Origin of the sequence: Pseudomonas sp. UBA7530 (genome assembly GCF_002479365.1) — a bacterium.
Classification (GTDB): Bacteria; Pseudomonadota; Gammaproteobacteria; order Pseudomonadales; family Pseudomonadaceae; genus Aquipseudomonas.
Genome location: NZ_DLMS01000001.1, coordinates 228665 through 242073, shown reverse-complemented (window position 1 = coordinate 242073; position 13409 = coordinate 228665). Strand labels below are relative to the sequence as shown.

Genomic DNA, 13409 nt, shown 5'->3' with positions numbered 1-13409 from the left:
ATCAGCGGTCCACGTCGGCCATGACGAAGTCGATACTGCCCAGGTAGGCGATCAGATCCGCCACCATGCTGCCGCGGATCACCGAGGGGATCTGTTGCAGGTGGGCGAAGCTGGGGGTGCGAATCCGGGTGCGGTAGCTCATGGTGCTGCCGTCGCTCGTCAGGTAATAACTGTTGATGCCCTTGGTCGCCTCGATCATCTGGAAGGCTTCGTTGGCCGGCATGACCGGGCCCCAGGAAACCTGCAGGAAGTGGGTGATCAGGGTTTCGATGTGCTGCAGCGTGCGCTCTTTCGGCGGCGGCGTGGTCAGCGGATGGTCGGCCTTGTACGGGCCTTCCGGCATGTTCTTCAGGCACTGGTCGATGATGCGGATGCTCTGGCGCATCTCTTCCACGCGCACCATGCAGCGGTCGTAGGCGTCGCCATTGGCGGCCAGTGGCACCTCGAACTCGAAGTGCTCGTAGCCGGAGTAGGGGCGTGCCTTGCGCAGGTCGAAGTCGCAACCGGTGGCGCGCAGGCCGGCGCCGGTGGTGCCCCACTCCAGCGCTTCCTTGGTGTTGTACTGCGCCACGCCGATGGTCCGTGCCTTGAGGATGCTGTTCTTCAGCGCGGCCTTCTCGTATTCGTCGAGGCGCTTGGGCAGCCAGTCGACGAATTCCTTGACCAGCTTGTCCCAGCCGCGCGGCAGGTCATGGGCGACGCCGCCGATGCGGTACCAGGCCGGGTGCAGGCGGAAGCCGGTGATGGCTTCGATCACCTTGTAGGCACGCTGGCGGTCGGTGAAGGTGAAGAACACCGGGGTCATGGCGCCGACGTCCTGGATGTAGGTACCGAGGAACAGCAGGTGGCTGGTGATGCGGAAGAACTCGGCGAGCATCACGCGGATGAAGTCGACACGGGCGGGCACTTCGATGCCGGCGAGCTTCTCCACCGAGAGCACGTAGGGCAGGTTGTTCATCACCCCGCCGAGGTAGTCGATGCGGTCGGTGTAGGGGATGAAGCTGTGCCAGCTCTGGCGTTCGGCCATCTTCTCGGCGCCACGGTGGTGGTAGCCGATCTCCGGTACGCAATCGACGATCTCTTCGCCGTCGAGCTGCAGGATGATGCGGAAGGCACCGTGGGCGGAGGGGTGGTTGGGGCCGAGGTTGAGGAACATGTAGTCCTCGTGCTCACCACCGCGTTTCATGCCCCAGTCTTCGGGATTGAAGCGTGCGGCTTCTTCCTCGAGCTGCTGCTTGGCCAGGGTCAGGCTGAACGGATCGAATTCGGTGGCGCGCGCCGGGTAGTCCTTGCGCAGCGGATGACCTTCCCAGGTAGGCGGCATCATGATGCGGCTCAGGTGCGGGTGGCCGGTGAAGGTGATGCCGTACAGATCCCAGACTTCGCGCTCGTACCAGTTGGCGTTGGGCCAGATGCCGGTGGCGGTGGGCAGGTTGAGGTCGCGCTCGGACAAGGCGACCTTGATCATTACGTCACTATTACGCTCCAGCGACATCAGGTGATAGAACACCGTGAAGTCGGCGTCCGGCAGGCTGCGACGCTGGGTGCGCAAGCGCTCGTCGACGCCGTGCAGGTCGTAAAGCATCACGTAGGGGCGCGGCAGGTTGCGCAGGCAGGTGAGCACTTCAATAAGGTGCTCACGGGCAACCCAGAGTATCGGCATGCCGGTGCGGGTCGCTTGCAGGGTGAAACTGTCGTCGCCAAAACGGGCGTGCAATTCGGCGACGACGTCCTGGTCGTCAGCCTTGTAAGGCGGTATGGACACAACGGTGTCTTGAGTCATGGTCTCGGTCGCTGTCGATCAACGTAGAAAGTGGCGTGACGCTTGCGCAGGCAAGCATCGGCTCAGACTTCGTCGGGGCTACGCAGGTTGGTAACGGCGATTCGCTGCTCGCGTCGCTGTTCCTTCTGCGAAGGCATTTCGGCACGGTAGATGCCTTGATCGCCAACGACCCAGGACAGCGGGCGGCGCTCCTGGCCGATGGATTCCTGCAGCAGCATCAAGCCTTGCAGGAACGCCTCCGGACGGGGCGGACAGCCGGGAATGTAGACGTCCACGGGGAGGAACTTGTCCACGCCCTGAACGACCGAGTAGATGTCGTACATGCCGCCGGAGTTGGCGCATGAACCCATGGAGATAACCCACTTGGGCTCCAGCATCTGCTCGTAGAGGCGCTGGATGACCGGCGCCATCTTGATGAAGCAGGTGCCGGCGATGACCATGAAGTCGGCTTGGCGGGGTGATGCGCGAATGACTTCCGCACCGAAACGCGCCACGTCGTGCGGGGCGGTGAAGGCGGTGGTCATTTCCACATAGCAGCAGGACAGGCCGAAGTTGTACGGCCACAAGGAATTCTTGCGCCCCCAGTTGACCGCGCCGTTAAGCACGTCCGAGAGCTTGCCCATGTAGATGTTCTTGTGAACCTGATCCTCTAGCAGCGGGTCGGAGACGACCTCCCGCTGGCCGATCGGATACGCCTCGTTGGGCGCATTCGGGTCGACCCGAGTAAGTTTGTATTGCATCGCCAAAGCCTCATTGTTTCAGCTTCGCCTGCCGTTCACGACGTCCCTGCGGTGCCCAATCGAGCGCGCCGATACGCCAAAGATAGACAAGACCTGCCAACAGAATTGCTATGAAAACTGTAGCTTCGATCAGGCCCGCCCAGCCGCTTTCGCGCACCGAGACTGCCCAAGCGAAGAGATAGAGGGCTTCAACGTCGAAGATCACGAAGAGCATCGCGACCAGATAGAACTTGGCTGACAGGCGCAGACGCGCGCTGCCGGTGGGAAGCATGCCCGACTCGAAAGGCTCGTTCTTGCTGCGTCCCCAGGCCTTGCTGCCAAGCAGGCTGGAAACGCCGAGCATGAAGGCGATGAGCCCGCAGACACCCAGCAAGAAAACAGCGAAGGCCCAGTTATGGGACATGGTCGTTACAGCATCAGGCATGCCGGTACTCCTTGAACTAAGGAACGGCTTTTAATTTAGTAGTGGCCAGGCGCCGTCGAGGGCGCTGACGCAAAGTGTGTATACAATACTATGTGCAAGGTAACTGTAAGTAAATTTTTCAAAGCAAATTATCCTGCACTTTCGCCCGTTGTGTCGAGCTTCTGACCGATTTGTCGCAATGATGCAAATCAGCCGCGAGTAGCATCGTCTCTGCCGTCAGGACTATAGCCAAGCACGCTGGTATGGCAATTCATCGGCCATTCATCCGCCTAATGTGCATCATTTTCTTGCGTGATTATCCCCGCCGAGATGCGTATTCAGCTGCACCTTTGGTGTTTGGCCCAAAGCACTGGCCGCGACGGAAAATTCCCTCAGCGCATAAAGCGGCCCGCGATTTATCACCAAATGTCATCCCCTGGGAGAGGCCGCTACGCCGATCCTGTACTAGCGTGCATGAATCGATAAAAGCGATGTACCAATCATGCAGTGCCCACCACCCGTTGGATCTGCGAAGTTACCCCAGCCTGGGTATGCCGGCCCTTCGTACGCATAACAACATGAGGGGTTTGCCATGCCTGTCGAGTCGCGTCTTGTCCCAGCCATCATGCTGCTCGCCCTGAGCGCGCCTGCCAGCGCGGAGCTGGGCGATTACAGCTTCTGGCAGGGGTTGAGCAATCTGGTTTCGCCGCCCAAGGCCGATAACCCGGTGACGCCCGCGCAACGTGTCGGGCCATACCCGCTACTGGCCAACCCGAGCGGTTTCGCCAGCGGCTTCAACCCTAGCAACTATTACGGTTGGCAGACGATCCAGATGGCGCCACAAACCGGTGCGGTGTGTGGCAACGGCTCGCCTTACAAATTCTTTATCAATCGTGTGCCGAACACGCGCAATACCATCGTTTACCTGGAGGGCGGCGGTGCTTGCTGGGACTATGCCAGCTGCAGCGGCCAGAGCGGCATACGCGGCGCGCGCAACCCAGATGGCATCGCCGACGACTACATGTCCCTGCTCAACCTCGGCGCCAGCCTGGTAAGCCCCTTCGTCGTGCGCCTGCACCCGTGGACGCGGGTAAAGACGCAGAACTGGAACATGGTTTACGTGCCGTACTGCACGGGGGATATCTACTCCGGCGACAAGGTGGCGGTCTACCAGGACCCGCAGGGTGAAAACCCGCCGCTGGTGTGGCACCACAACGGCCTGCGCAACATGCGCGCGGTGGCAGGGTGGCTGAAGGACAACCTGCCGCGGCCAACGCAGATGCTCACCACCGGTTGCAGTGCCGGCGGTGCGGGCAGCCTGACCAATTACGCCAACCTGCGCCAGGACATCGCCCCGGATCGCGGTTACCTGATCAACGACTCCGGGCCGGTGTACACCGCGCTGGCTGGCGACAATCAGGCATATCCGTCCTATCCGCTGCAGGCCTTCATTCGTCAGGCCTGGGGCCTCGATGCCACCGAGGGGCCGCTGCAGTACCTGCAGACGCGCTTGCCCGGTTTCAACAGCAACGACCTGGGCACTCTGTATCCGGCGCTTTCGAGCAACCTGCCGGGAGATCGAATGGGGCATACGCATTTCTGGCAGGACCTGAACTATTCATCCTATTCCTACGAGCGTTTCTATCCGGAGATCGTCAATGCGCCGAATCAGGCCGCCAGGGAGGCGCTGATCAAGCAGCGCTGGGCGACCGATACCACGCGTCTGCGCAGCCAACTGGCCAACCTGGGCAATGTCGGCGGCTACTTCCCACAGTTTCGAGACGTCAACGAAAGCCACTGCACCAGCATCATCGAATTCGCCAACGCCGATATTCAGGAGCAGAACCTGCAACTGGACAACTTCATCGGTAGCGTACTGGACGGCAGCGGACAGGTGCTCGACGCTTCCGAAAGCAGCGATGTGGCCGATCGCAACAAGCCGTTCAACCTCCTGTATTACCTGCTCGATCAACTGCTCTGATGGTCAGCGGGCGCGGTGACGAACAGCTTTGCCACCATACTCAACTGTCTGGAGCTTGCCGGTAGTTGCGTTCGCGGGCCTGTTGCAGGCGCTGGCGCAGATATTGGTCGCGAGTCAGCCCGTCGGGGATGTTCTGCAGGGCGAGGACTTCCTCGACGATGCGCTTTTCCTCGGCCTTGTAACGGTCGAAATCCGGGTCTGATCGCTGTGCCAGTCTGGCTTCGCGTTCGGCGCTTATGGCCCGGTAGCGCTCGATCAGCGCCTCGGCGCGTCTCTTCTGTTCGTTTTCGTCGTCGCTGACGGCCTTGATCAGGGCAATCTGCAGCAGCAGGGCTTCGCTCAATGCCAATTCTCCCTGTTGTTCCATGGCGTCGAGCCCTTCGCTCAGCGCCTGCGCCTGAGCTTCCCGGCTGCCTTCATCGAACTGCTTTGCCTGCTCGATGAAGGCTCTATAGCGTTGATGAAATTCCAGGCGCCGCTCCTGTTGGCGAACCTCAGGCCTTGCCAGCAGTTGGCGTTGCTCCGTGCTGAGGTCCGTCGACGCTGGCGGGGCGCTGTCCTGGATGGCTGCAGGCGCCTGACTCTGCTCGGAATCGACGATGACAGGTTCCTGAGCGGTGGGGCGTTGCCAATACCAGGTCAGGGTCGCGCTACCGACCAGAAGGCAGCTGCCTAATAGCAGGGCTTGGCGTGGTGAGGGCATGGGGCGACTCCAAAGGGCGTCGTCTGAGCTTAGGAGCTGTGGGGCGTGAGGGAAAATGCAGGACGAAAAAAAGCCCCAGCAGAGCCGGGGCGGATTAGGCAAAAAGTCTGCTGCGGATGCGTGGTCCGCAGCAGGGAACCGTTCTTAGTGGAACTGGTTCATCGTGTTGTCTTTACCGCTCGCCTTCAGAGCAGCTTCGCCAGCGAAGTACTCCTTGTGGTTGTCGCCAATGTCGGAGCCAGCCATGTTCTGGTGCTTGACGCAGGCGATACCCTGACGCAGTTCCTGACGCTGAACACCTTTCACGTAGGCCAGCATGCCCTGGTCGGCGAAGTAGCCCTTGGCCAGGTTGTCGGTGGACAGAGCAGCAGTGTGGTAGGTCGGTAGGGTGATCAGGTGGTGGAAGATACCGGCGTGAGCGGAACCATCGCGCTGGAAGGTACGGATCTTCTCATCGGCTACCTGAGCCAGCTCGGTCTCGTCGTACTCGACGCTCATCAGCTTGGCGCGGTCGTAGGCGGAAACATCCTTGCCTTCGGCAACCATGGCGTCGAACACCTGCTGACGGAAGTTCAGGGTCCAGTTGAAGGACGGGCTGTTGTTGTACACCAGCTTGGCGTTCGGGATGACGTCGCGGATGCGGTCGACCATGGCCTTGATCTGGCCAACGTGCGGCTTCTCGGTTTCGATCCACAGCAGGTCGGCGCCGTTCTGCAGGCTGGTGATGCAGTCCAGTACGCAGCGGTCTTCGCCAGTGCCCTTGCGGAACTGGAACAGGTTGGACGGCAGGCGCTTCGGACGCAGCAGCTTGCCGCCGCGGTTGATCACGACGTCGCCGTTACCCAGATCGGCAGCGGACACTTCTTCGCAATCGAGGAAGCTGTTGTACAGGTCGCCCAGGTCGCCCGGCTCTTTGGTCACGGCGATCTGCTTGGTCAGGCCGGCGCCCAGGGAGTCGGTACGTGCGACGATGACGCCGTTGTCGATGCCCAGCTCGAGGAAGGCGTAGCGAACGGCAGCGATCTTGGCAAGGAAGTCGGCATGAGGAACGGTCACTTTACCGTCCTGGTGACCGCACTGCTTCTCGTCGGAAACCTGGTTTTCGATCTGGATACAGCAGGCACCGGCTTCGATCATGCGCTTGGCCAGCAGGTAGGTGGCTTCCGGGTTACCGAAGCCAGCATCGATGTCGGCGATGATCGGGACGATGTGAGTCTCGAAGTTGTCGATCTGGTTCTGGATCTCGGCAGCCTTGGCCTGGTCGCCAGCTTCACGAGCGGCATCCAGGGCGGTGAACAGAAGGTCCAGCTCACGGCTGTCAGCCTGACGCAGGAAGGTGTACAGCTCTTCGATCAGGTCGGATACGGCAGTCTTCTCGTGCATCGACTGGTCCGGCAGCGGGCCGAAGTCGGAGCGCAGGGCAGCGACCATCCAGCCGGACAGGTAGAGGTAGCGCTTGTTGGTGGTCTTCAGGTGCTTCTTGATCGAGATCAGCTTCTGCTGACCGATGAAGCCGTGCCAGCAGCCCAGGGACTGGGTGTAGACGGAGGAGTCGGCGTCGTACTCTTCCATGTCCTTGCGCATGATGTCAGCGGTGTACTGAGCGATTTCCAGACCGGTCTTGAAGCGGTTCTGAGCGCGCATACGGGCGACGGACTCGGGGTTGATAGCGCTCCAGCTGCTGCCGAACGTCTCTTTCAGAGCGGCTACAGCCTTGATGTCGTTTTGATATGCGGACATGGTCAATCCTTCAAAGAATGTGTTGGTTGAGCACCGACTACCCACGCAATGCGTGCACGGATGCAGCGGCTGCGAGAGGCTTCCACTTTGACGGCAAGGAAACGGCTGGGCGAGGATTGACCGCGAGGAGGGGGTGTGGCGAACAGTTCGAAAACTTCGTCTGGGGCCCTTGGCTCGTGGAAACCTCGGCACCTGCTACATCATCGATCTGTTTGACGCTAAACGCTTCCCCGTCCCTCAGGACAACTTCGTTCCAGTCGCAACCTCGTCGTACGGCCTTGTGGGCTGTTGGGACACGGACCGCTACGAAGTACTTCGTGAACGATCTGGAGATCCTTTTCAGGACCCCTGGCTAGCGGGAGCGAGGCCATCATGCCTCTGGGAAAATACTTCGTCAAACGTTTTGTAGTGGTTTTTCAAAACTACTACATATTCATTCGGCGACTGATTGGTCATGCGCGGCAGCCCATGGCCCGGGCGTTTCAGGCATTTTTCGGGTTACGCGGCCTGTCCATCGTACCTAGGGCGCAAGGGCATTCGACTTTGGTCGGGGACGTCAGTCGAGGGCTTCGACTTTGAGGCGCAGTGACATGTCTTCGCGGCCTTGGGTGGTGTGCCGGCGTAGCACATCACGGCCGCTGGAACTGGTTTGCTCGCTGACGCCGCCGAGGGTGATCCATTCGCCCAGGCGACCACTGACGCGCGTGTCGGTGCTCTGCACGTCGACCACGCCGGGGCGGTGGTCATTCATCCGGTCGCGCTGGCTGCTGATGGAAACATGCACCAGCTCGCCGGAGAGGCTGGCCGTTACGTAGAAGCCCTGGGTCACGTCACGGTACTGGGTGTCCTGGTACACCTGGCCGTACGGGCCGGTGCTGGTGCTGGTCAGCGGTACGCTCTGACCGACCTGGATCAGCGCCGGATAGCCCTCGGTGGCCTGCACCTGCTGGGTGCCGCCGCCGCGGCTGTCGGTGCTGCGACGGATGATGCGTACCTGGTCGCGACCGTTGACTTCGCCACGGCCGACCTGCACTTCGGCATTGCCGGCGCTAAGGGTGCCATCGGCCCGATAGCCACGGTCGTTCTGGTAGTTGCTGTCGGTACTTTCCACGGTGATCAGTAGGCGGCGCGGACGGGTGTCGAGCTGCTGCAGGAGCACGCGAACTTCGCCGATCTTGGCGGGTGAGGCATTGACCACCAGCTGGTTGCCGTAGGCACTGACCTTGCCCTCGTTGCCGAGCATCGACTGCACCACGCCCATTACGTCGTCGGCGGTGCGGTAGTTCAGCGGGATCACCTCGGTAGCGGCTTGCAAAGGCAGGCACAGGCCGAGAAGCAGGGCGGCGAACAGCGTGCGCAGGGTCATAGCAGGAAGCTCCGCAGGTCGGGGTCGGTAATGCTGGTGTCCCAGGCCTGGTCGAACTGGGCCTGACGCTGGCGCACGCGCGCCGGATCGTTGTACAGGGTGTAGCCGGACTGCTGATCGAGTTCCGGGCACAACAGCAGCCCTCTGTCGTCGGCGATCAGGAAGGCCAGTTCATCGCTGGCGTAGTCCGGGTTGAGTTTGCGGATATGCAAGTTGGAGGACAGCCGACGCGATAGCGCGAGCAGGCGATGGCCTTCCTTCACCGCACGGGTTGGATCGCGCAGCAGGATGCGCAGGCGCGCCCGCGGGCTGTTCAGCAGGAAACGGGTGCAGGCCTGCTCCACGCTGCTGTGGTGATAGAGCCAGGGTTCGAGATCGTCGGTATATAGACACAGATTGCGCTGGGCCTGCTGGATCAATGCCAGAACGTGGGCGCGCGCCTCCTGCGGCTTGCTGAAGCGCTCCAGGTGCTCATGCTGGCCGAGGACGAACGGCGCCGGCTCCCATTGCGCCGCGTCCGCCGTGACGGGTTCGGGGTTGTGCACGGCAAAACGCCCCGGCGACTCGAATTCGATGGCCGCCAACTCAGTGGCTTCTGGCGTATCGCTCGGTTCGACCGGGGCGTCTTTTTCGTTCATCTGGGTCTCTACTGGCTGGTGCGCACCATATCCACGTGCGGTATGCCGGCGTCGAGGTATTCGTCGCTGACAATCCTGAAGCCTAGCCTTTCATAGAACGGTGTGGCGTGCACCTGGGCAGTGAGCATTTGCTGATGCAGGCCGCGTTTTTCCGCTTCGGCGATCACCGCCTGCATCAGTTTCTCGCCGACCTTGAGGCCGCGCCAGTCCTTGAGCACCGAGACGCGACCGATATGGCCATCCGGCAGCAGGCGTGCGGTGCCAACCGGGTAGTCGCCTTCCTCGGCGAGAAAGTGCACGGCCTCGGTATCTTCGGCGTCCCACTCCAGCTCCGGCGGTACCGATTGCTCGGCGACGAACACGCTGTCGCGGATGCGGCGAAGCTCGGCGATGTCCTTATGCCAGTCCGCGACACGGACGGTGATCTCACTCATCGGCAAATCCCAGGCTGCCCTGTTTGACCAGTTCCCACAGCAGGGTACGCCCCTCGTCGTCGGCCAGCCAGGCACCGAGGTTTTCCACATGTAACGCGTCGGCGCTGCAGATCAGCTTCAGCAGCTCGCGCAAGCGCGCCGACACCAGGCGGCTCTGGCCGCTGGCGAACAGCACCAGGTCTTCACCCACTTCCGACCAGGCCATGCGTGCGCTGGGGTTACGGATGACGATCGCACCATCTTCCAGGGCGCCGAGGAAGTCGTCTTCCTCGATTTCGATGCCGGCGACCAGTTCCGGGTACTTGGGCTCGGTCATGAACTGGCCGAACCAGGTCATCAGCAGGCGCTCGTCGCTCATGTGTTCGTTGAGCAGGGCCTTGAGACGCTCCAGGGCGTCGCGCTGGATCTGGTGGGGGTCCTCGCTCGGCTGGATGTCAGCGTCGCTGTAACGCTCTTCGTCGGGCAGGAACTGGCCGAGGAAGTCAGTGAAATGGGTCAGCACTTCGGCGGCGCTCGGCGCGCGGAAGCCCACGGAATAGGTCATGCAATCATCCTCGGCAATGCCGTTGTGGGCCAGGCACGGCGGCAGATAAAGCATGTCGCCGGGCTCCAGTACCCACTCATCAGTTGGTTCGAATTCGGCCAGGATCTTCAGATCGGCGTGGGGGAGCAGCGGGCTGTCGGCATCGCACATCTGGCCAATCTGCCAGCGGCGATGGCCGTGGGCCTGCAGCAGGAATACGTCGTAGTTGTCGAAATGCGGGCCGACGCCGCCACCGGGGGCAGCGAAGCTGATCATCAGGTCGTCGATGCGCCACTTGGGCAGGAACTTGAAGTCTTCCAGCAGCTCGGCCACTTCCGGGACGAATTGATCGACGGCCTGCACCAGCAGGGTCCAGTCGCGCTCGGGCAGGTCCTGGAAGGTGTCTTCGTTGAACGGGCCACGCTGCAGCTCCCAGGGGCGTTCGCCGTGCTCGATCACCAGGCGCGACTCGACTTCTTCTTCCAGCGCTAGGCCGGCCAGTTCGTCCGGGCTGATCGGGCCTTCGAAGTCGGGAATGGCCTGGCGCACCAGCAGCGGTTTTTTCTGCCAGTAATCGCGGAGGAACTCACGGGCTGTGAGGCCACCCAGCAATTGCAGCGGAGTATCAGGATTCATCGCTAAGCCCTTGAAATGGATAAAAACCTTAAAACAAAAACGCCCGGCTCAGCCGGGCGTCCTCGTGGCTGAAAACTGTTAGATACGCTTGGCCTGGGCCACGGCGTTACCGATGTAGCGCGCCGGGGTCAGTTGCTTGAGCTCTTCCTTGGCGGCGGCCGGCATGTCCAGGCCGTCGATGAAGGCCAGCAGGGCCTCGGGGCTGATGCCCTTGCCGCGGGTCAGCTCCTTGAGCTTCTCGTACGGGTTCTCGATGGCGTAGCGGCGCATCACGGTCTGGATCGGCTCGGCGAGCACTTCCCAGCAGGCGTCCAGATCTTCAGCAATACGCCCCGCATTGAGCTCCAACTTGCTGATTCCCTTGAGGCTTGCCTCGTAAGCGATGACGCTGTGAGCGAAGCCGACACCCAGGTTGCGCAGCACGGTGGAGTCGGTCAGGTCGCGCTGCCAGCGGGAGATCGGGAGCTTGCTGGCCAGGTGCTGGAAGATCGCGTTGGCGATGCCCAGGTTGCCTTCGGAGTTCTCGAAGTCGATCGGGTTGACCTTGTGCGGCATGGTCGAGGAGCCGATCTCGCCCGCTACGGTCTTCTGCTTGAAGTAACCGAGGGAGATGTAGCCCCAGACGTCGCGGTCGAAGTCGATCAGGATGGTGTTGAAGCGGGCGATGGCGTCGAACAGCTCGGCGATGTAGTCGTGCGGCTCGATCTGGGTGGTGTAGGGGTTCCAGGTCAAGCCCAGGTCACCCTCGATGAACTGGCGCGCGTTGGCTTCCCAGTCGATGCTCGGGTAGGCCGACAGGTGGGCGTTGTAGTTGCCCACGGCGCCGTTGATTTTGCCCAGCAGCGGCACGGCAGCGACCTGAGCGATCTGGCGCTCCAGGCGGTAGACGACGTTGGCCAACTCCTTGCCCAGGGTGGTCGGCGAAGCCGGCTGGCCGTGGGTGCGCGACAGCATCGGCACATCGGCGAATTTCACCGCCAGTTCGCGGATGGCGTCGGCCAGTTGCTTCATCAGCGGCAGCAGCACTTGGTCACGGCCTTCGCGCAGCATCAGGGCGTGGGACAGGTTGTTGATGTCCTCGCTGGTGCAGGCGAAGTGGATGAACTCGCTGACCTTGTCCAGTTCAGGCAGCTTGGCGGCCTGCTCCTTGAGCAGGTACTCCACGGCCTTGACGTCGTGGTTGGTGGTGCGCTCGATTTCCTTGACGCGCTCGGCGTGCTCGACGGCGAAGTTCTCGGCCAGCTCGTTGAGCAGGGCGTTGGCTTCGGCGGAGAAGGGCGCGACTTCCGGGATGCCTTCGTGGGCAGCCAGGCGCTGCAGCCAGCGCACTTCGACCAGTACGCGGCTGCGGATCAGGCCGTATTCGCTGAAGATTGGGCGCAGGGCGCTGGTTTTGCCGGCGTAGCGGCCGTCGACGGGGGAAACCGCGGTGAGCGAGGAAAGCTGCATGTAGGCGTTCTCGAGCTGTCGGGCTGAAAAGCCATCCGGGGTCTCTGTGCATCGCGCCGGCTTCGATGAAGCGGGCTCTAGCTCAGGTGCCTGGACGACCTCTGACGAAAAGGGCGCATATCATACATGAAAACCGGCGCATGACCGCCTATGCCCTGCGTCTTGCGACCGATAACAGACTGGCGGCAAAGATCAGTGCCGCGCCGAGCAGCGAGAGGTTGTCTGGCGTCTCGTTCCAGAGCAGCCAGGCGATGATGCCGGCGAAGACGATGGCCAGGTAGGCGACCGGGCCGATCAGCCCGGGCGGCGCCAGGCCGTAGGCGCGCGACATGATCACCTGGCTGGCGGTGGCCAGCAGGCCGATACCCAGCAGCCAGCCGAGCTGGTTGGCGTCCAGCGGCTGCCAGCTCCAGGTCAGCGGGATGGCGGAAAACAACGCGCTGAACAGCGAGAAATAGAAGACGATACGGGTGGCCGGCTCGCTGTCGCTCATTTCGCGGATGGAAACGAAGGCGAAGGCCGCCAGCAGGCTAGCCGCCAGGCCGATCAGGGCAGGGCCTTCGAATAACGCGGCGCTGGGTTTGGCCACTAAGAGTACGCCACACAGGCCAATCAGGCTGCTGATCAGCATGCGCCGGGTTAGCGGCTCCTTGAGCCAGATGTGCGCGATCAGTGGCGTGAATACCGGCGCCGAGTAGGTGAACAGCATGGCGTCAGCCAGCGGCAGATGGGCGATGGCGTAGAAGAAGCAGTACATCGCCGCCAAGCCGTATGTGGTGCGCCACAGATGAGATTTCAGGCGGGTCGTGCGCAGCGGGCGGACCCCGCGCACCAGCAGCAGGGGCAGGAAGAACAGCACGCCGACCAGGTTGCGGAAGAACACCACCGACTCGTTGTTGACGCTGACGGAGATCTCGCGGATGCCGACCCCGGTAAAGGCGAACAGCAGCGCCGAGAGTGCTAGCAGCAGGGCACCCTGGAGGGGTTTGACACTGCGGCTGGCGGGCTCCATG

The 13409-nt window shown here is 62.0% G+C and carries 12 protein-coding genes; 1 reads left to right on the top strand and 11 read right to left on the bottom strand.

Going from position 1 to position 13409, the window contains the following annotated elements; genetic code table 11:
* Position 1: 1 nt before the first annotated feature.
* The 3 genes from nuoC to B2U07_RS01175 form a co-directional block, all read right to left on the bottom strand.
* Positions 2–1783, bottom strand: a complete 1782-nt coding sequence (gene nuoC, locus B2U07_RS01185; protein ID WP_296275531.1) for an NADH-quinone oxidoreductase subunit C/D — start codon at positions 1781–1783, stop codon at positions 2–4.
* A gap of 62 nt (positions 1784–1845) precedes the next feature.
* The gene (locus tag B2U07_RS01180; RefSeq protein ID WP_013715478.1) at positions 1846–2523 is read right to left on the bottom strand and encodes a NuoB/complex I 20 kDa subunit family protein; all 678 of its coding nucleotides are present in this window, start codon (positions 2521–2523) and stop codon (positions 1846–1848) included.
* Positions 2524–2533: 10 nt separating this feature from the next.
* Entirely contained in the window at positions 2534–2947 is a 414-nt protein-coding gene (locus B2U07_RS01175) for an NADH-quinone oxidoreductase subunit A (RefSeq protein ID WP_013715479.1), read from the bottom strand.
* A 571-nt stretch (positions 2948–3518) separates the two neighbouring features.
* Between B2U07_RS01175 and B2U07_RS01170 the strand changes: the two genes are divergently transcribed.
* On the top strand, positions 3519–4907 hold the full coding sequence (locus tag B2U07_RS01170) for a pectin acetylesterase-family hydrolase (protein ID WP_275545000.1): 1389 nt from the start codon (positions 3519–3521) through the stop codon (positions 4905–4907).
* A 40-nt stretch (positions 4908–4947) separates the two neighbouring features.
* Here the strand turns inward: B2U07_RS01170 and B2U07_RS01165 are convergent, their stop codons facing one another.
* From B2U07_RS01165 to B2U07_RS01130, 8 genes are all read right to left on the bottom strand, one after another.
* The gene (locus B2U07_RS01165) at positions 4948–5610 is read right to left on the bottom strand and encodes a hypothetical protein (RefSeq protein ID WP_275545001.1); all 663 of its coding nucleotides are present in this window, start codon (positions 5608–5610) and stop codon (positions 4948–4950) included.
* 144 nt (positions 5611–5754) lie between these two features.
* Positions 5755–7350 (bottom strand): isocitrate lyase, encoded by a 1596-nt coding sequence (locus B2U07_RS01160; RefSeq protein WP_197856513.1) that lies wholly within the window; start codon positions 7348–7350, stop codon positions 5755–5757.
* A gap of 556 nt (positions 7351–7906) precedes the next feature.
* Entirely contained in the window at positions 7907–8716 is an 810-nt protein-coding gene (locus B2U07_RS01155; RefSeq protein ID WP_275545002.1) for a secretin N-terminal domain-containing protein, read from the bottom strand.
* A complete protein-coding gene (locus B2U07_RS01150) occupies positions 8713–9354 on the bottom strand; it encodes a histone acetyltransferase HPA2 (RefSeq protein WP_275545003.1) in 642 nt (213 codons plus the stop codon). Before B2U07_RS01150 ends, B2U07_RS01155 begins: the two co-directional genes overlap by 4 nt.
* An 8-nt stretch (positions 9355–9362) precedes the next feature.
* Positions 9363–9788 (bottom strand): GNAT family N-acetyltransferase, encoded by a 426-nt coding sequence (locus B2U07_RS01145; protein ID WP_197856516.1) that lies wholly within the window; start codon positions 9786–9788, stop codon positions 9363–9365.
* A complete protein-coding gene (locus B2U07_RS01140; protein WP_275545004.1) occupies positions 9781–10947 on the bottom strand; it encodes a cupin domain-containing protein in 1167 nt (388 codons plus the stop codon). Before B2U07_RS01140 ends, B2U07_RS01145 begins: the two co-directional genes overlap by 8 nt.
* 78 nt (positions 10948–11025) lie before the next feature.
* Entirely contained in the window at positions 11026–12396 is a 1371-nt protein-coding gene (gene purB, locus B2U07_RS01135) for an adenylosuccinate lyase (protein WP_275545005.1), read from the bottom strand.
* Between the two features lie 148 nt (positions 12397–12544).
* Positions 12545–13408 (bottom strand): DMT family transporter, encoded by an 864-nt coding sequence (locus B2U07_RS01130; RefSeq protein WP_275545006.1) that lies wholly within the window; start codon positions 13406–13408, stop codon positions 12545–12547.
* Position 13409: the final 1 nt, after the last annotated feature.